The following is an 18741-nucleotide window of genomic DNA, read 5'->3' on the forward strand; positions in this document are numbered from 1 at the left end:
TGCGGCTGCAGTATGAAACACCCGGCAGGGTTGTTCTACTGAACAGATAATAAGCATGTATTGCCTAATACCGAGAGGCAACAGCGGTTAAGATCCGCAATTTCGGAAAGGCTGTGATTCGCCAATTACAGCTGGGTGTTTTACCGAGGCACCCCAATTAGGAAACTAGAAAAGAAAGAGGCAGGTCGATATGTCCCATTTCACCTTGCGAGAGCAAGTGACATACGATATGCGGAACTTTCAGAAACAGAAAATGGAGGAAACAGTACATGGCTCGTATAGCTGGTGTAGACTTACCAAGAGAGAAACGTATTGAAATCGGTCTTACCTACATTTATGGAATTGGTAGACCAAGCGCAGACAAAATTCTTGCTAAAGCAGAGGTTAATCCTGACACACGTGTCAGAGATCTGACTGATGACGAGGTTAAGAGACTGAGTGCTGTTATTGATGAGACAATGACAGTAGAAGGTGATCTGAGAAGGGAAATCGCCCTTAACATCAAGAGACTGCAGGAGATTGGATGCTACAGAGGTATCCGTCATCGTAAAGGACTCCCGGTTCGTGGTCAGAAGACTAAGACAAATGCGAGAACTCGCAAGGGACCGAAGAGAACTGTTGCAAACAAGAAGAAATAATTTATAGATATAACTAATTAATTTCAATAAAAGGAAAGTGTAGGTTAGTTTTAAAATGGCAAAAGTTACAAAGAAAACGACAAAACGTCGTGTCAAGAAAAACGTTGAACACGGACAGGCACACATTCAGTCTTCCTTCAACAATACAATCGTCACACTGACAGATAACGAAGGAAACGCTCTTTCATGGGCAAGTGCCGGTGGTCTTGGATTTAAAGGTTCAAGGAAATCTACCCCTTATGCAGCACAGATGGCAGCAGAGACTGCAACAAAGGCTGCTTTAATTCATGGATTAAAAACAGTAGACGTTATGGTAAAAGGCCCGGGCTCAGGCCGTGAAGCTGCAATCCGTGCGCTTCAGGCATGCGGACTTGAAGTAACCAGCATTCGTGACGTAACTCCGGTTCCTCACAACGGATGCCGTCCACCAAAACGCAGAAGAGTCTAATTAGGAGGTAGTTGAAATGGCAGTAAATAGAGTACCTGTTCTGAAAAGATGCAGATCCCTTGGCCTGGATCCGATTTACTTAGGAATTGATAAGAAGTCCACAAGACAGTTAAAACGTGCAAACCGCAAGGTGTCTGAGTATGGTCTTCAGTTAAAAGAGAAACAGAAAGCAAAATTTATCTACGGAGTTCTTGAGAAACCTTTCCGTAACTACTACAAGAAAGCCGACAGAATGCAGGGCCAGACAGGTGAGAACCTTATGGTTATGCTTGAGAGCAGACTTGACAACATCGTTTTCCGTATGGGATTTGCCAGAACAAGAAGAGAGGCTCGTCAGATCGTAGATCACAAGCACGTACTTGTTAACGGAAAATGTGTAAACATTCCGTCCTACCTGTGCAAAGCAGGAGACACAATTGAGATCAGAGAGAAGAGCAAAGGCTCTGAGAGATATAAAGGAATCCTTGAGATCACTGGCGGAAGACTTGTTCCGGAGTGGATCGACGTTGATCAGGAGAACCTGAAGGGTGTAGTTAAAGAGCTTCCTACAAGAGAGCAGATCGATGTTCCTGTAAACGAGATGCTTATCGTCGAGCTGTATTCTAAATAATTAGTAACTGTTTACTGTGTCTACAGTTATAAAAATTGGTAATACCCTCGAATGTTGATTAACCCAGAAGGAGGGAACCTTATAGTGTTTGATTTCAATAAACCAAAAATCGAAATTACCGAAATATCCGAAGATAAGAAGTTTGGAAGATTCGTTGTAGAGCCTCTGGAAAGAGGTTATGGTACTACCCTTGGCAATTCTTTAAGAAGAATTATGCTGTCCTCCCTTCCGGGAGCTGCAGTAAGCCAGGTGAAGATCGATGGTGTACTTCATGAATTCAGCTCCATTCCGGGCGTGAAGGAAGATGTGACCGAAATCATCATGAATCTGAAATCTCTTGCCATTAAGAATCACAGCAGTGACAATGAGCCGAAGACCGCATACATTGAGTGTGAGGGCAAAGGTGTTGTTACAGCAGCTGATATCCAGGCAGATCAGGATATTGAGATCATGAACCCGGATCAGGTGATTGCAACCCTGAACGGTGGAAAAGACTGCAGACTGGCCATGGAGCTTACCATTACCAAGGGACGTGGCTATATCAGTGCAGACAAAGGCAAAACCGATGACATGCCGATCGGTATGATCGCAGTGGATGCGATCTACACACCGGTAGACAGAGTCAACATGATCGTAGAGAATACACGAGTTGGTCAGGTAACTGACTTCGACAAGCTTACACTGGATGTATATACCAATGGAACACTTGATCCGGATGAGGCAGTCAGCCTTGCAGCGAAGGTTCTCAGCGAGCATTTAAACCTGTTCATTGATCTTTCCGAGAATGCTAAGACCGCAGAGGTTATGATCGAGAAAGAAGACAATGAGAAGGAAAAGGTTCTGGAGATGAGCATTGATGAGCTTGAGCTCTCTGTTCGTTCCTACAACTGCCTTAAGAGAGCCGGTATCAATACGGTTGAAGAATTATGCAACAAGACTTCTGACGATATGATGAAGGTTCGTAATCTGGGCCGCAAATCCTTAGAGGAAGTACTTGCAAAACTCAAAGAGCTGGGACTTCAGCTCCAGCCTACAGAGGAATAATCCGGAAACAGAGTAATGAGTGGGGTGTCAGCAGCAGGGCAGTAAGACCGAACAAGCATGTCCTGGTGTCCCACAGATGGAGGATAATAAAATGGCAAAATATAGAAAATTAAGCAGAACATCTAACCAGAGAAAAGCACTTCTCAGAAATCAGGTTACAAACCTTCTTCATCACGGAAAGATCGTGACAACAGAAGCTAAGGCTAAAGAGATCCGTAAGATCGCTGAGGGACTTATTGCTATGGCTGTACGTGAGAAAGACAATTTCGAGACAGTTACAGTAACAGCTAAGGTTGCTCGTAAAGATGCTGACGGAAAACGTGTAAAAGAAGTCGTAGACGGCAAAAAGAAAACAGTTTACGATGAAGTTCAGAAAGAGATCAAGAAAGATGCTCCTTCCAGACTTCATGCACGTCGTGAGATGATGAAAGTTTTCTATCCTGTAACAGAGGTTCCTGCTAAGGGCGCTGGCAGAAAGAAAAATACAAAAGAAGTTGACATGGTTGACAAGATGTTCAGCGAGATCGCTCCGAAATACGCAGATCGTAACGGTGGTTACACAAGAATCGTTAAGATCGGACAGCGTAAAGGCGATGCAGCAATGGAAGTTCTTATCGAGCTTGTATAATTTACTTCTGACCGATTTAAAGGACATTTGCAGAAATGCAGATGTCCTTTTTTTATATTCTAAAAAACTCGAAAAAATGCATAAATGGTGGGTTTTCGACCATAAATTACATTAAGATATCATAATTTGAATAACAAATCATGGTATAATATATAGAACAAAAAGTAACAATGATGGAGTAAAAGGGGATACATAAATATGACGATGATGACCATTGCCATTTGTGATGATATGCAGGCGGATGCGAGAAGACTTCACAAACAGCTTGAGCGGATCGTTCCAGGGTCAGAAATTCGGATATTTAAAAGCGGCGAGCTTTTATTGGAAGAATTGGAAAAGAAAAGGAAACCTTATGATGCAATCTTTGTGAACATTGATTCAAAGAAAGTAGACGGACTGGAAACAATACGGAAGATACGTGAAAAAGAAATGTCAGTGGCAGTGCTTTTTATGAGTAGAAGCGATGAATATTACAGAAATGCTTTTGACCTGTTTGCATATAACTATTTACTGAAACCTGTAACCGAAGAAACTTTGGAATATGTAATGGAACCACTGAAGAAGCGACTTAGCGACGGGAATGATGAGCGGGTGATCCATTTTCAGTATCGTGCCCGTGTGTATACTTTACGCTACAGTCAGGTTAGCTATATTACCAGCAGTCTCCATATCGTGAATTTCCATAGGACAGACGGAAGTATACTCCAGTGCAGAGGTAAGCTGAAAGACTTCGAAAAACAGCTTGACGACGGTACATTTTTGCGGTGTCATCAGAGCTTTATAGTAAATATGGAACGGGTCACAGGAGCTGAAAATGACAGCTTCCATATCGGAGAGCATGTAATACCGATCTCCCGATCCTATAATCGGAATGCACACGAGAAATATGATGAATATCTGAGGCTTCAGCAGGAATATGACGAGGAAGAAGAGGATTAACTTGATTATTATCCTTTTTTAGCGTACAATCGGTAATGTATGAAATACGACTACACGTATGCGAAAGGATGATAAACATGGTCGGTGGGACTTTTGGTATTCCCGGACAGAAACAATATAGGAATGGTTTGGGACAGGTTCCCGGATATGATAAATTTGCAGAAGATAAAAAGGAAAGCAGCGAGGAAATGTTTTCCTTTACGTCTTGTGCATTTTTTTGTTGCCTGAGATGATGCGACGTTTTATACTGACATTGGAAATACTGTTTGTATCGCTTTTTCTTCTGGGAGGTAGTTTCCCGGAAACAGAAACTGCCCGGAATACATCAGGAGGATTTAGCTGGAAGGACTACAGGACCATTGCACATGCTCTGGGAGGTATGGACGGAAAGGATTACCTGAATTCCAGAGAGGGATTTCTGTTTATGTATGAACAGGGAGTTCGTCTTTTTGAATTGGATCTTTCCAGGACATCCGATGGAGTATGGGTCTGCAGGCATAACTGGAACGATTCCATGGGACAGTGGGATGGCAACGGAAAAAAAGTCCTTACAGAAAAGGAATTCAGACAAAGTAAAATATATGGGAAATACACCCCCATGACACTGGAGGATTTTTTCCTTCTTCTGAAAGATTATCCGGATGCATATGTGCTGATCGATTCCAAACAGTATTCTCTTCGCAATTATCAGAGAACACTGGAGGATTACAGTGATTATGTGGAAATCGCCAGGAATGCAGGTGCCGGTGAGACGCTGGATCGGATCATTCCGGAAATCTACAATGAAGCAATGTTTCCCGGAACGTCCATGCTCTATTCTTTTCCTTCCTACGTATATTCACTGTGGCAGGAGTATTCTGTGGAAGAGCTGGAGTATATTGCATCCTTCTGTAAAGAAAAGGGAATTCCGGCAGCAACAGTATACTGGGAGTATTGGTCAGAAGAAACGGAGAAGATCTTTGAAAAAAACGGGATCAGTCTGTATGTTTATACGGTTAATGACCGTGACCAGGCCAGAAGATACATTTCGCAGGGAGCAGAAGGAATCTGTACCGATTTCCTGACAGCGGAAGATCTGTGGTAAGAGAAATAAAAATAAAGGAATCAGAAGATTATGAAAATAAGAACAACCATTGCTGTGATGGCAGCAAAGATCACAGGACATGTCTGTAAGCTTATGGGCCGGCAGGGTGTGACCTGGGCCGGTAAGGTCGCGATGAAGATCTGTCCGGATATTCTGGAAGAGCTTTCTTCTCAGGTAAGAGAAAAAATATTTGTAGTATGCGGAACCAACGGAAAGACCACAACCAATAACATGCTGTGCGCAGGCCTTGAGGCAGAGGGAAAAAAGGTCATCTGCAATCATACCGGTTCCAACATGCTCAACGGAGTTGTGGCAGCCTTTGTATTGGGGGCAAAATTCAGCGGAAAACTGGATGCGGATTATGCCTGTATCGAGGTGGATGAGGCATCCACAAGACATGTGTTCACAAGGATCAGACCGGATTATATGGTTATGACCAATCTGTTCCGTGATCAGCTGGACCGTTATGGCGAGATCGATATCACTATGAACATCCTGGAAGAAATGATGAAAAAGGTTCCGGATATGAAGGTCATTGTCAATGGTGATGATGCACTGTCTGCATATCTTGCCATGGACTGCGGAAATCCTTTTGTAACCTACGGGATCAGCAAACCGGTGATCGAGAACAAAACAAACGAGATCCGTGAGGGCCGGTTCTGTAAGTGCTGTGGAGAAAGGCTGATCTACAGCTTCTATCATTACAGTCAGCTGGGAGACTACAGATGTCCGAAATGCGGCTTTAAACGTCCGGAGATCGACTTTGATGCCACAGATGTGAAGGTGGATGATCAGATTGCCTTTACAGTGGAGGATAAACGGATCGTGGCCAATTATAAGGGATTCTATAATGTATATAATATTCTGGCTGCCTATGCGGGAATTCGTACCGCAGGCTTTAAGGCGGAGCATTTTAATGAGATGCTCCGGAAGTTTAATCCGGAGAACGGACGCAATGAACAGTTTCGGATCAAGGGCACCAGTGTTGTTCTGAATCTTGCCAAGAATCCGGCCGGTTTTAACCAGAACATTTCAGCTGTGATGCAGGACGGATCACCAAAGGATATCATCATTGTGATCAATGATAATGCACAGGATGGAAAAGATATCTCCTGGCTCTGGGATGTGGATTTTGATCTTTTCGGAGGGGACAATATCAATTCCATCACAGTCAGTGGTATCCGGTGTCAGGATATGCGCCTCCGTCTGAAATATGTGGATATCCCGTCCATGCTGGAAAATGATGTGGAGACAGCCATCCGCAAACGAATCGGGGATGGATGCGGCAATCTTTATGTACTTGTAAATTATACGGCGCTGTTTGGCACCAGAAATATCCTGAAGAAACTGGAGGGTGAGAAATGAAGATAACGATAGGGCATTTATATCCGGATCTTCTGAACCTTTACGGTGACAGAGGAAATATCCAGTGTCTGATGAAGCGCTGTCTCTGGAGAGGAATCGAGGCAGAAACCATAGCTTATGAACTGGATGACCGAATCGATTTTTCCAAACTGGATATCGTACTTCTTGGCGGTGGCTCCGACAGAGAACAGATGCTGGTATGTGAAAAGCTGAAGGAAATCCAGAAGGATTTCAAGGCGTATGTGGAAGACAATGGAGTTGTGATCGCAATCTGTGGAGGGTATCAGCTCCTTGGAAATTATTATAAGACGGATCAGGGAATGATCGAGGGTTTGAAGCTTGTAGATATGAGCACTGAGCAGGGAAAAGGCCGCCTTATTGGAAACATTGTGATGCAGAGCGATCTTTTTGATATGCCCATCGTAGGTTTTGAAAATCATGGAGGGCGTACCACCATCGGAAACAACAGATCCCTGGGAAAGGTTCTGTCAGGATACGGAAATGACGGACAATCCGGTGAGGAAGGGGTTGTATACAAAAATGTGATCGGTACGTATCTTCACGGACCGCTTCTTCCCAAGAACCCGCAGCTTGCAGATCTTCTGATCAGCCGTGCACTGGAAAAGAAATACGGTAAAAAGATCGAACTTGAGAAACTGGACGACAGCGAGGAACAGGAGGCAAACTCCTATATTTTCCATCGCTTTGTAAAAAACGAAGGATAAGAGGGCAGTATGGCAAAATCAAACAATCAGAAGGCGAAGATCCTGTACCTTGAAAAAATGCTGCGGGAAACAGGGGAGCATCGGGTAATATCTATGCAGAAGATCCTGGAGAATCTTGAGAAACAGGGAATCCGTGCAGAGCGAAAGAGCATTTATGATGATGTGGAGGTATTACGTTCTTTTGGAATGGATATCCGTTATACAAGAGAACGGCCGGGTGGGTATTATCTTGCCGGTGAGAGTGCCGGAGAGGAACAGCCGTCTGAAGAACCCGGGCTGACTGCGGAAGCTAAGGAGATTCATGAAACTAAAGATATTCATGAGACCTCTGTGACAGGGTACCGGAAGCTTCTTGAGGCTTCAGCCGGAACCATAAAAAAAGAAATAAAACTTCTCTGTACCGGAGCTGTACAGGCGGAGGTGCGTGACTTTTTCGGTACAGATGCAGAATATAAGATGAAAGATAGCGGAGATCTGACGGTAACTGCAGAGCTTCCGGAAAATGGAAAATTCTACGGCTGGCTGACCGGGATGGGCGGCAGTGTACGTATCCTGAAACCCAAGAAATCTGCAGCCGCCTACAGAGACTATCTGAAATCACTGGCAAAGGACTATAAAGGCTTATAGGAGAGATTTGATCATGAAGAAAAAAACAGCAATCCTGCTTGTGGGAGCTTTTGTCTTTACAGCAGCCTTTTCCGGCTGTGGAAAAAACAAAGAGGCGACAGAGGCAGCCAATGAAAGTGTGGAGTCTGAAGACCCGGAAGGAAAAGCCAAAAACAGCAATGATGCAGAGGAAGAAGCAAAAGAAACTGCAAAAGAAACTGCGGCAGCAGATAAGAAAGTAGGTGTGTTTCTGCCTTCATCAGCAGATGATCCCCGTTGGTCTGCTGATGGAGAAACTCTTCAGAATACACTGGAAGATGATGGATATGATGCAGAGATATTTTGGGCAGATGAAGACAGTGATACGCAGGTATCACAGATCCAGTCCATTCTGGACGATGAAGAGCTTTCTGCACTTGTCATCGCACCTTCAGATGCTTACAGCCTGAACGATGTGCTGGAGCAGGTGTATGAGAAATCTATCCCTGTGATTTCTTACGATCAGCTGATCATGGATACAGATAAGGTCAACTATTATGTTACCTTTAATACAAGAAAAGCCGGAAAAATGGTGGGAGATTCCATCATAAAAAAAATGGATTTGGAGAAAGCCCGGGAAGAAAAGAAAACTCTGACCATTGAGTTCCTTATGGGCTCTCCGGATGATCGTGACGCACTGTTCTTTTATAATGGCGTGCTGGAGAAGCTTCAGGAATATTTCGACGATGGAACACTGGTATGTACTTCAGGAAAGCTGACCTTTGATGATACTGCAGTGATGCGTTCCGGAAGAAATACCGCAAAGAATGATATGGCGGAGATCCTTTCTCAGAATTATACAGAGGGTGCGCCGGATATTATCTGCACAGGTGCTGATGACCTTGCACTTGGGGCTGTGGATGCCCTGGAGGATGCAGGACATGTGTCTGGAGAGGATGGCTGGCCTATGATCACAGGAGGCGGCTGTGAGGCAGAAGCAGTGACCGCTGTGATCCAGGGAAAGATTGAGGATGATCTGCTGTTTGATAACCGTGTACTGGCAAATGACTGTGTGACGATGGTGGATGCTCTTCTGAAAGGGGAGAAGCCGGAGATCTCCGATTATGAGCAGTATGACAACGGGACCAAGATCGTGGGAACTGTGACCAGTGATATCCAGCTGATCGATGCAGAGAATTATCAGATGCTAGTGGATGACGGATATTATGAAGAAAAAGAGATCATGCCGGAGGCAACTGCCACACCAACGCCGACAGTGACATCGGAAGCTACGGTGACGGAAGAACCGGATATAGATGAAAATACACCGGAAGCTGCATCGGCTTCATCGGAAAAGGAAGAAACGGAAATTTCCGGAACACCGACACCGGAGGAAACAGTAACTCCGACACCTTCAGAGAAAGCGGAAAAGGGTGCAGATGCATAGATCAGAAATGATATCATGATCTGGCTGTGATAAAAATAAAAATACTCCCGGAAACAATGTATATAAGTTTCCAGGAGTATTTTTTATGATAAATCTTATTCACGGAAAGTAAGTTTGCCATCAGCAATGGAATCAATGATAGCAAGGGATTCCAGATGGATACCCATGTCACGGATGGTCTGTCCGCCGGACTGGAAGCCTTTTTCGATAACGATTCCGGCTCCTTCAAGAGTTGCGCCGGATTTCTTAACGATGTCGATTAGACCGAGAAGTGCACAGCCATTGGCAAGAAAATCATCGATCAGGAGTACGTGATCTTCCGGTCCGAGAAATTTCTTGGAAAGGATCACATCGTAAACTTTCTTGTGGGTGAAAGACTCTACCTTGGTGGTGTACATCTCGCCGTCAAGGTTCACACTCTGTGCTTTCTTGGCAAATACAACCGGTACATGGAAATACTGTGCCGCAATACAGGCAATACCGATACCGGAAGCCTCGATGGTAAGGATCTTGGTGATTGGACAGTGGTCAAAACGTTTCTTGAATTCTTTGCCGACCTCGTTGATCAGGTCAATATCCATCTGATGATTCAGGAAGCTGTCCACTTTTAAAATATTTCCTTCTTTTACTACGCCGTCTGTCAGAATTCTGTCTTTTAAAAGCTGCATGAAATTTATCTCCTTTGATTTATCACATTAATATATGTTTACTGCCCACGGACAGAGCAGTAATATTTTTAATATGTATCATACGACAATATTTGCGTGAGTGCAATTATTTTTGACAAAAAAACATAAAATTATTATAATGGATAGGATGACTAAGAAAGGAACAGGCACAGATGAAAGAGTACGAAGTAATCTGGGAAATTTTTAACAAATGTCCGAGAAATCAGATGCGTGATGTATTTGTGGAAGAAGTGGAGATTGCAGATCCGGAAGCGTATGTGAAACAGAAATTTCAGGGGAAGGATGTCTCCTACGAGAAGACAGTACTGGAAGACGGAACCATCATTTTTGACATTCAGACATCTATGATCCGGCAGCGCTGTTCTTTCACGGAGATCTGAAGGAGGAAATACACATGAAAGAAACACATGTGCACGTTCTCGAGGATGGAACCGTTCTTGAACATACCCATGGGGAACAGGAACATGTGCATACTCACGATGGCACACATCCTCATCATCACAGCCACGCACAGACCAAGGCCGTACTCAATAGACTTTCCAGGGCCATCGGGCATATGGAATCCATTAAACGTATGGTGGAGGAAGGACGTGACTGCAGCGAAGTGCTGATCCAGCTGTCAGCCGTAAAATCTGCGATCAATAATACAGGCAAGATCATCCTGCAGGATCATATAGAACACTGCATCGTGGATGCAGTGGAGCATGGAGACAGGGATGCTATCAAGGAACTGGAAAAAGCGATCGACAGATTTATGAAGTAAGGTAAGGAGTTCATGAGAGCTCATGAATGAGAAAAATGCACGGACAGAGAGCCAGTTCTGTCTGTGTAAATACAAAGAATGAGAGGAATCTATTATGGCAAAAGAGTGTAGCAATACATCCTGCAACAAATCAAGCTGTGAAGGCTGCGGACAGAAACAGCCCCAGAGCCTCATGGCAGAACCAAACGTTTTTTCTGACGTAAAACATGTGATCGGAGTTGTCAGCGGAAAGGGAGGCGTGGGTAAATCCTTCGTAACAGGCTCCCTGGCAAACCTGATGGCTTCCAAGGGATATAAAGTGGGCATTATGGATGCTGATATCACCGGTCCGTCCATCCCGAAGATGTATGGCATCAAGGGCAATGCACAGGGCAGTGACAATGGAATCTATCCGATGCCAACTGCAAACGGAATCGAGGTTATGTCTGTAAACCTTCTTCTCCCGGATGAGGAGACACCGGTGATTTGGAGAGGTCCGGTCCTTGCAAATATGGTAAAACAGTTCTGGAGTGATGTGATCTGGGGTGAATTGGATTATCTCTTTGTAGATATGCCGCCAGGAACCGGAGATGTTCCGCTGACAGTATTCCAGTCCCTGCCGATCGAGGGTGTCGTGATCGTTACTTCTCCGCAGGATCTGGTCCGCATGATCGTCAAGAAGGCCTATAACATGGCTGATATGATGAAGGTTCCGGTCCTTGGGATCGTGGAGAACTATAGCTATGTGAAATGTCCGGACTGCGGAAAAGAGATCAAGGTCTTTGGCGAGAGCCATATCGATGAGATCGCTGCAGAACTGAAGGTTCCGGTCCTGGGCAAGATGCCGATTGACGTGAAGCTTGCAGAGCTTGCAGACAGCGGTCTGTTCAGTAAGATCGAGAATGAGTATATCACTGCGGCAGCAGACGTGATGCCGAAGGCTGAAGCGTAAGTAATAAGAATAATATCTGACCGATATCAATAACAGAAAAGACCACCGGAATTGAGTACATAAGGATCGTAATAACCTTATGGCAGATTCCGGTGGCTTTTTTACTGAATCAGGGAAGTATCCTGCTTCGATCGCGAAAAGCAGTAAGCGGCAGGAACTTGATCGTATCAGATCTGGGAAAAATATTTAAGAAAGCACTGAGCAGCCTGGGAAAGCTGCAGTGCTTCATGATGAGCGATCACGGCACTTCTTGCGGGCAGAGGTGTTTTCAGATGGACAGGTTCCAGACCCGGACGGTTGCGGAGCATATAATCCGGGATACAGGCAATACCAAGTCCGATCTCTGCAAGATCGATCAGCAGATCGTTGCTGTTCAGTTCAACCTCAGGCAGCAGCTTCAGTCCCTGGGCTGCAAACACCTGATGAAGATATTCGCTGGTGGTACTCTTTGGAGCGAGCATCAGGATGGGATAATCCAGAAGATTTTCCATGGAAAGAGGCGATTTGCCCATGGTGAAATAGTCCGGATTTGCCACGAAGATATCCCGGAATTCCAGCACAGTCTGAAGCTTGGTGTGGGCTGAAAGCCGGGAATTCGGGTAGTTGGTGACGATCAGCTCAGCCTGGCCGTTTTCCAGAAGCTCCGCACATCCGATGGAGGTACTGTTGATGATCTTGATCCGTACCTCCGGATGATCCTTGTGGAAACGGCGGAGATAGGGGATGAGAAAATAGCGGCACAGAGTATCGCTGGCACCAATCCGCAGCTGACCGGTAAGATTTCCTTCTCCGGAAAGGACAGCCTCTCCTTCGTTGAGCATGGAAAGGGCCGGCTTTACATGCTGGAGGAGAAGCTCTCCCTCCGGAGTCAGGATGACCCGTTTGGTACTGCGCACAAACAAAGTATGGCCCAGCTTTTTTTCAAGGTTTTTGACGGCCTGGCTTACTGCAGACTGTGAGATAAAAAGCTGTCTGGAAGCCTCCGAAAAGCTCAGCGTTGTGGCCACGTAATAAAACACTTTGTAAAGTTCAAGATTGATATCCATATGTGAAAAATCCTCCGCTTATAAATGATATAAGATATATTAATTTTACTAATGATATTTCCTATGATACTATATTTTCAGCAGAAAAGAAAGACTGAAATGCTTTCTGCACGTTTACCATCCTTATTATCGGATATAGAGAAAGGAGCCTTCTATGAGCAACGTAAGACGTGTGTATGTAGAAAAGAAACCTGCCTTTGCAGTAAAAGCAAAGGAACTGAAACATGAGATCAAACATTATCTTGGTATCAGCACTGTGACAGCAGTCCGTGAGCTGATCCGTTATGACGTGGAGAATATCTCCGATGAAGTATTTGAGAAAGCCTGCAAGACCGTATTTGCAGAGCCGCCGGTAGATGATCTGTATCTTGAAAAATTTGATGTGGCAGAGGGCGCACGTGTATTTTCCGTAGAATTCCTTCCCGGACAGTTTGACCAGAGAGCCGATTCTGCAGTGCAGTGTGTACAGTTCCTGGATGAGAATGCAGCACCGATCATCCGTTCAGCAACTACTTATGTAATCGAAGGAAACGTTACAGATGCAGAGTTTGAGGCGATCAAACATCACTGCATCAACCCTGTGGATTCCCGTGAGACAGGTCTTGAGAAGCCGGAAACACTGGTAACAGTATTCCCGGATCCTGAGGATGTGAAGATTTTTGACGGATTCAAGGATATGGCTGAGGCTGATCTGAAGGAGCTGTACTCTTCTCTGAACCTCGCCATGACATTTAAGGACTTCCAGCATATCCAGAATTATTTCAGAAATGAAGAGAAACGCGATCCTTCCATGACAGAGATTCGTGTTCTGGATACCTATTGGTCTGATCATTGCCGTCATACTACTTTCTCCACAGAGCTTACCAGCGTGAAGTTTGACGAAGGTGATTATAAGACTCCTATTGAAAAAACATACAAAGAATATCTGGATGCCCATAAGGATATGTACAAGGGCCGTGATGATAAGTTTGTCTGCCTGATGGATCTTGCACTTATGGCAATGAAGAAACTGAAAGCAGAAGGCAAGCTTGCAGACCAGGAAGAGTCTGATGAGATCAATGCCTGCAGTATCGTGGTACCGGTGGACGTGGACGGGAAAGAAGAAGAGTGGCTGATCAACTTCAAGAACGAGACACACAACCATCCGACGGAGATCGAGCCTTTTGGTGGTGCGGCAACCTGCCTTGGCGGAGCCATCCGTGATCCGCTTTCCGGACGTACCTATGTATACCAGGCAATGCGTGTGACAGGTGCAGCAGATCCTACCGTATCCGTAAAGGAAACTCTGAAGGGTAAACTTCCGCAGAAGAAGCTTGTCCGCAGCGCAGCCCACGGCTACAGCTCCTACGGAAACCAGATCGGTCTTGCAACCGGTGCTGTAAAAGAAATCTATCATCCGGACTACGTTGCAAAACGTATGGAGATCGGTGCGGTTATGGGTGCGGCTCCGAGACGTGCGGTCATCCGTGAAAATTCCGATCCTGGAGATATCATCATCCTTCTTGGCGGACGTACCGGTCGTGACGGTATCGGCGGTGCAACCGGTTCCTCCAAGGTCCACACAGAGGCTTCCATCGAGGTCTGCGGCGCTGAGGTGCAGAAAGGTAACGCGCCTACCGAGCGTAAGATCCAGAGGATGTTCCGCAGAGAGGAAGTCAGCCATATCATCAAGAAATGTAACGACTTTGGTGCAGGCGGTGTTTCCGTTGCCATCGGCGAGCTGGCACCGGGACTTCAGATCGACCTCGACAAGGTTCCGAAAAAATACGCAGGTCTTGACGGCACTGAGATCGCCATCTCTGAGTCTCAGGAGCGTATGGCTGTTGTAGTTGACCCGAAAGATGTGGATACTTTCCTGAAATTTGCAAATGAAGAGAATCTCGAGGCAATTCCGGTTGCAGTTGTAACGGAGGAGCCACGCCTTGTCCTTAACTGGAGAGGAAAAGAAATCGTAAATATCTCCCGTGCATTCCTGGATACCAACGGTGCACATCAGGAGACCTCCGTTGAGGTTGAGATCCCGTCAAAGGACGGAAATCTTTTCGAGGAACGTCCGGATGTAACAGATGTAAAGAAAAAATGGATGGATACTCTTGCTGACCTGAATGTATGCTCACAGAAGGGTCTTGTGGAGATGTTTGACGGCTCCATCGGCGCAGGCAGTGTATTTATGCCTCACGGTGGCAAATATCAGCTGACAGAGACACAGTCCATGGTTGCAAAGGTTCCGGTACAGAACGGAAAAACAGAGACTGTTACCATGATGAGCTACGGCTTTGATCCATACCTTTCCTCATGGAGTCCGTATCATGGAGCTACCTACGCAGTAACCGAGTCTGTTGCCAAGATCGTTGCAACCGGTGGTGACTATAAGAAGATCCGTTTCACCTTCCAGGAATACTTCCGTCGTATGACAGAAGATCCTAAGAGATGGAGCCAGCCGTTCTCCGCACTGCTTGGTGCTTATGCGGCACAGATCGGATTCGGCCTTCCTTCCATCGGCGGTAAGGACAGTATGTCCGGAACCTTCAATGACATTGATGTTCCTCCGACACTGGTGTCCTTCGCAGTGGATGTTGCAAAGGTAAAAGATGTGATCACACCGGAGCTCAAAAAAGCAGGAAGCAAGCTGGTATGGCTCCGTGCACCGAAGGATTCCTATGATCTTCCGGATTACCCGGCTCTTATGGAGCAGTATGATAAATTACACCAGGATATCCAGGCAGGCCGTGTGATCTCCGCATATGCACTTGACCGTCATGGAATCGCTGCTGCAGTCAGCAAGATGGCCTTTGGTAACGGCATGGGTGTAAAGATCGAGCATAACCTTGATCCAAGAGATTTCTTTGCTCCGGCATTCGGCGATATCATCTGTGAGGTTCCGGATGGAAAAGTCGGTGAGCTTGCCATTACCTATACTGTGATCGGTGAGGTTACGGATAATGCGAAGTTCACCTACGGTGATACAGAGATCACTCTGAAAGAGGCGCTTTCCACATGGGAAGGAACTCTGGAGAATGTATTTAAAACAGCAGCAGGAACTGAGGACGTCAAGGCAGATGACGGTTCCCTTTACAAAGCAGACAGCATCTATGTATGCAAACATAAGGTTGCAAAACCGCGTGTATTTATTCCGGTATTCCCTGGAACAAACTGCGAGTATGACAGCACCCGTGCATTTGAGAGAGCAGGCGCTGAGGTAGACGTAAAGGTATTCAAGAACCTTACAGCAGAAGATATCCATGATTCTGTAGAGCTCTTTGAGAAAGCCATCGATCAGGCACAGATGATCATGTTCCCGGGCGGCTTCTCAGCCGGAGATGAGCCGGATGGATCCGCAAAATTCTTTGCTACCGCGTTCCAGAACGAGAAGATCAAGGAGGCAGTTATGAAGCTCCTCAATGAGCGTGACGGTCTTGCTCTTGGTATCTGCAACGGATTCCAGGCACTGATCAAACTGGGACTGGTACCGTACGGTGAGATCTGCGGACAGAAAGAGGATTCTCCGACACTGACCTACAACACCATCGGACGCCACGTATCCAAGATGGTTTACACCAAGGTTGTCAGCAACAAGTCTCCATGGCTTCAGAAAGCACAGCTTGGCGGTGTATACTGTAATCCGGCTTCTCATGGTGAGGGACGTTTTGTCGCAAACGATGAGTGGCTGAAGAAACTCAAGGAAAATGGACAGATCGCAACAGAGTATGTACCGGTAGATGAGACCGGATATGAGGGTGAGTTTAACGTAAACGGCTCTTATATGAACATCGAGGGAATTACAAGCCCGGATGGACGTGTTCTCGGAAAGATGGCACACAGTGAGCGTCGTGACGCAGGCGTGGCTGTCAATATTTACGGAGAGCAGGATATCAAGATTTTCGAATCTGGTGTTGAGTACTTCAGATAATACCAGGGGGAAAAGGTCAAAAAGTCGTTCGTGCTTGCACGATAAGACTTTTGAACTTGGACCCCGCCAAACATGAGGAAGTAGCAATTTACGTAGTAAATTAGCGGATTCCGAATGTTTGAGGATTGCGTGAGCTGCGTGCAGCGGAGCAATCCGGGAGTATCAAGTTATGGGCAATACTTTGCCCATAACATCCTTACAGTGGCAGGGGATTTCAGACCTCCCTGCCACTGTAAAAATACAAAAAAGCATATATTTTTTAAAAAATTAAAAAAAGTGAAAAAAACTGTTGACACAAGTCACAAACCATTATATAATAGCAAAGCGAGTTGCGGAACGGAAGAGTTCCTAAGACGAACAACTGTTATGGGATCTTAGCTCAGCTGGGAGAGCATCTGCCTTACAAGCAGAGGGTCATAGGTTCGAGCCCTATAGGTCCCATGTTACAAAAGAATATGGCGAGATAGCTCAGTTGGCTAGAGCACACGGTTCATACCCGTGGTGTCGAGGGTTCGAATCCCCCTCTCGCTATTTATATGGGATCTTAGCTCAGCTGGGAGAGCATCTGCCTTACAAGCAGAGGGTCATAGGTTCGAGCCCTATAGGTCCCATGTTACAAAAGAATATGGCGAGATAGCTCAGTTGGCTAGAGCACACGGTTCATACCCGTGGTGTCGAGGGTTCGAATCCCCCTCTCGCTATTTAACAAAAGGTCTGAAGATTCAATTTTATTGGGTTTTCGGACTTTTTTTGTTATAAAATTCCGGCTGCCTGTGGTAAGACCATATGTGAAAAGTTAAGATTGACATTTTACATCGTTTTTTTTATCATAGTAAAAGAATAGACATAACGAATCATTTCGGGAAATGAGGATTGTATAATGAAAAAAAGAATGCTTTTTGTTTTCAACCCCAAAGCAGGAAAAGGAAGAATCAAGATGCATCTGCTGGACATTGTGGATATCTTTAATAAAGGTGGGTACGAAGTGATCATCCGTGCCACGCAGGGACCGAAGGATGCTTATGAACAGGTGAAGGAATATGCAGATCAGGTAGATCTGATCGCCTGCAGTGGAGGTGACGGTACACTGGATGAGGTGGTTACCGGAATCGTGGAAGTGGGCAGCCAGACACCGATCGGGTATATCCCTGCAGGAAGCACCAATGATTTTGCCAACAGTCTGTTTATGCCGAAGAGTATGACTGCAGCTGCCTCCATGATCATGGAGGAGCAGATCTATCACTGTGACATCGGTAAATTTAATAACCAGACATTTGCCTATGTGGCTGCGTTTGGACTGTTTACTAATGTTTCCTATGAGACAGACCAGGATCTGAAAAATATCTTGGGACATGTTGCCTATGTGCTGGAAGGGATGAAGCAGCTTTTTGAGGTGAAATCCTATCATCTGAAGGTAACCTCCGATGAGCTGACTGTGGAGAATGATTTTATCTACGGTATGATCAGCAATTCCAGATCTGTAGGCGGATTTAAGAATCTTACCGGAAAAAACGTGGATATGAATGACGGACTGTTTGAGGTGACACTGATCACCAATCCGAAGAATCCGCTGGAGCTTCAGGAGATCATGACTGCGCTTCTTACTGCAGAGGATAATACAGATCTGATCTATTCTTTTAAGTCTGCGCATGTTGTGATAGAGTCAGAGGAGGCTGTTCCGTGGACGCTGGATGGAGAGTTCGGTGGAGATCAGACCCATGTGGAGATCGATAATCTTCATGAGGCCATGAACCTTTATCTTACCAGCAGTAAGAAACAGAAAAAAAGCCGGCTGAACCAGAAAATGCAGGAGATCAAGGAGATTACCCAGAAGAGCGAAGAATGATCCGAGTATCCGAAGACAAGGTGATCATACAGAGGTGAAAATG

18 protein-coding genes and 4 tRNA genes are annotated in these 18741 nt (G+C 45.5%); 20 read left to right on the forward strand and 2 right to left on the reverse strand.

Annotated features, from left to right (window positions below; translation table 11 throughout):
• The first annotated feature begins 269 nt into the window (after positions 1-269).
• The 11 genes from rpsM to BLP57_RS03810 all read left to right on the forward strand — a co-directional run bounded on the left by rpsM (position 270) and on the right by BLP57_RS03810 (position 9513).
• Positions 270-638, forward strand: a complete 369-nt coding sequence (gene rpsM / locus BLP57_RS03760) for a 30S ribosomal protein S13 (protein WP_008707282.1) — start codon at positions 270-272, stop codon at positions 636-638.
• A gap of 55 nt (positions 639-693) precedes the next feature.
• Entirely contained in the window at positions 694-1086 is a 393-nt protein-coding gene (gene rpsK / locus BLP57_RS03765) for a 30S ribosomal protein S11 (RefSeq protein ID WP_015526942.1), read from the forward strand.
• A gap of 16 nt (positions 1087-1102) precedes the next feature.
• Complete coding sequence (gene rpsD / locus BLP57_RS03770) at positions 1103-1696, forward strand: 30S ribosomal protein S4 (RefSeq protein ID WP_015526943.1); 594 nt, start codon at positions 1103-1105, stop codon at positions 1694-1696.
• Between the two features lie 84 nt (positions 1697-1780).
• Entirely contained in the window at positions 1781-2740 is a 960-nt protein-coding gene (locus BLP57_RS03775; RefSeq protein ID WP_059085345.1) for a DNA-directed RNA polymerase subunit alpha, read from the forward strand.
• Positions 2741-2831: 91 nt separating this feature from the next.
• Complete coding sequence (locus tag BLP57_RS03780) at positions 2832-3368, forward strand: bL17 family ribosomal protein (protein ID WP_021976084.1); 537 nt, start codon at positions 2832-2834, stop codon at positions 3366-3368.
• 198 nt (positions 3369-3566) lie between these two features.
• Complete coding sequence (locus BLP57_RS03785; RefSeq protein ID WP_092069558.1) at positions 3567-4307, forward strand: LytR/AlgR family response regulator transcription factor; 741 nt, start codon at positions 3567-3569, stop codon at positions 4305-4307.
• 379 nt (positions 4308-4686) lie between these two features.
• Positions 4687-5391 (forward strand): phosphatidylinositol-specific phospholipase C/glycerophosphodiester phosphodiesterase family protein, encoded by a 705-nt coding sequence (locus tag BLP57_RS03790; RefSeq protein WP_242872549.1) that lies wholly within the window; start codon positions 4687-4689, stop codon positions 5389-5391.
• A 30-nt stretch (positions 5392-5421) separates the two neighbouring features.
• A complete protein-coding gene (locus tag BLP57_RS03795; RefSeq protein WP_015526950.1) occupies positions 5422-6756 on the forward strand; it encodes a MurT ligase domain-containing protein in 1335 nt (444 codons plus the stop codon).
• Complete coding sequence (locus BLP57_RS03800) at positions 6753-7481, forward strand: type 1 glutamine amidotransferase (RefSeq protein WP_015526951.1); 729 nt, start codon at positions 6753-6755, stop codon at positions 7479-7481. The genes BLP57_RS03795 and BLP57_RS03800 overlap by 4 nt, the downstream gene beginning before the upstream one ends.
• A 9-nt stretch (positions 7482-7490) precedes the next feature.
• Entirely contained in the window at positions 7491-8108 is a 618-nt protein-coding gene (locus tag BLP57_RS03805; protein WP_015526952.1) for a WYL domain-containing protein, read from the forward strand.
• Between the two features lie 13 nt (positions 8109-8121).
• Positions 8122-9513, forward strand: coding sequence for a substrate-binding domain-containing protein (locus tag BLP57_RS03810; protein ID WP_092069561.1), 1392 nt, complete (start codon positions 8122-8124; stop codon positions 9511-9513).
• A 95-nt stretch (positions 9514-9608) separates the two neighbouring features.
• On the opposite strand, the gene BLP57_RS03815 is transcribed toward BLP57_RS03810, so the two are convergent.
• Complete coding sequence (locus BLP57_RS03815) at positions 9609-10181, reverse strand: xanthine phosphoribosyltransferase (protein WP_015526955.1); 573 nt, start codon at positions 10179-10181, stop codon at positions 9609-9611.
• A gap of 173 nt (positions 10182-10354) precedes the next feature.
• On the opposite strand from BLP57_RS03815, the gene BLP57_RS03820 reads away from it, so the two are divergent.
• From BLP57_RS03820 to BLP57_RS03830, 3 genes are all read left to right on the forward strand, one after another.
• A complete protein-coding gene (locus tag BLP57_RS03820) occupies positions 10355-10582 on the forward strand; it encodes a hypothetical protein (protein WP_015526956.1) in 228 nt (75 codons plus the stop codon).
• Between the two features lie 14 nt (positions 10583-10596).
• Positions 10597-10965: a metal-sensing transcriptional repressor gene (locus BLP57_RS03825; RefSeq protein WP_015526957.1), complete on the forward strand. Its 369-nt coding sequence runs from the start codon at positions 10597-10599 to the stop codon at positions 10963-10965.
• Positions 10966-11059: 94 nt separating this feature from the next.
• Positions 11060-11896, forward strand: coding sequence for an Mrp/NBP35 family ATP-binding protein (locus tag BLP57_RS03830; protein WP_015526958.1), 837 nt, complete (start codon positions 11060-11062; stop codon positions 11894-11896).
• Positions 11897-12063: 167 nt separating this feature from the next.
• Here BLP57_RS03830 and BLP57_RS03835 read toward each other — a convergent pair whose 3' ends face one another.
• On the reverse strand, positions 12064-12942 hold the full coding sequence (locus BLP57_RS03835) for a LysR family transcriptional regulator (protein ID WP_021650784.1): 879 nt from the start codon (positions 12940-12942) through the stop codon (positions 12064-12066).
• Between the two features lie 154 nt (positions 12943-13096).
• Here BLP57_RS03835 and BLP57_RS03840 point away from each other — a divergent pair, with 154 nt between their 5' ends.
• From BLP57_RS03840 to BLP57_RS03865, 6 genes are all read left to right on the forward strand, one after another.
• On the forward strand, positions 13097-16852 hold the full coding sequence (locus tag BLP57_RS03840) for a phosphoribosylformylglycinamidine synthase (RefSeq protein ID WP_092069564.1): 3756 nt from the start codon (positions 13097-13099) through the stop codon (positions 16850-16852).
• Between the two features lie 368 nt (positions 16853-17220).
• Positions 17221-17293: transfer RNA gene (locus BLP57_RS03845), tRNA-Val, on the forward strand.
• 16 nt (positions 17294-17309) lie between these two features.
• Positions 17310-17383: transfer RNA gene (locus BLP57_RS03850), tRNA-Met, on the forward strand.
• Positions 17384-17390: 7 nt separating this feature from the next.
• A tRNA-Val gene (locus BLP57_RS03855) sits at positions 17391-17463 on the forward strand.
• Between the two features lie 16 nt (positions 17464-17479).
• A tRNA-Met gene (locus BLP57_RS03860) sits at positions 17480-17553 on the forward strand.
• A gap of 179 nt (positions 17554-17732) precedes the next feature.
• Positions 17733-18698, forward strand: a complete 966-nt coding sequence (locus tag BLP57_RS03865) for a diacylglycerol/lipid kinase family protein (RefSeq protein ID WP_015526961.1) — start codon at positions 17733-17735, stop codon at positions 18696-18698.
• Positions 18699-18741 lie beyond the last annotated feature (43 nt).

Origin of the sequence: Blautia sp. SF-50, from assembly GCF_900101315.1 — a bacterium.
GTDB lineage: Bacteria > Bacillota > Clostridia > Lachnospirales > Lachnospiraceae > Blautia_A > Blautia_A fusiformis.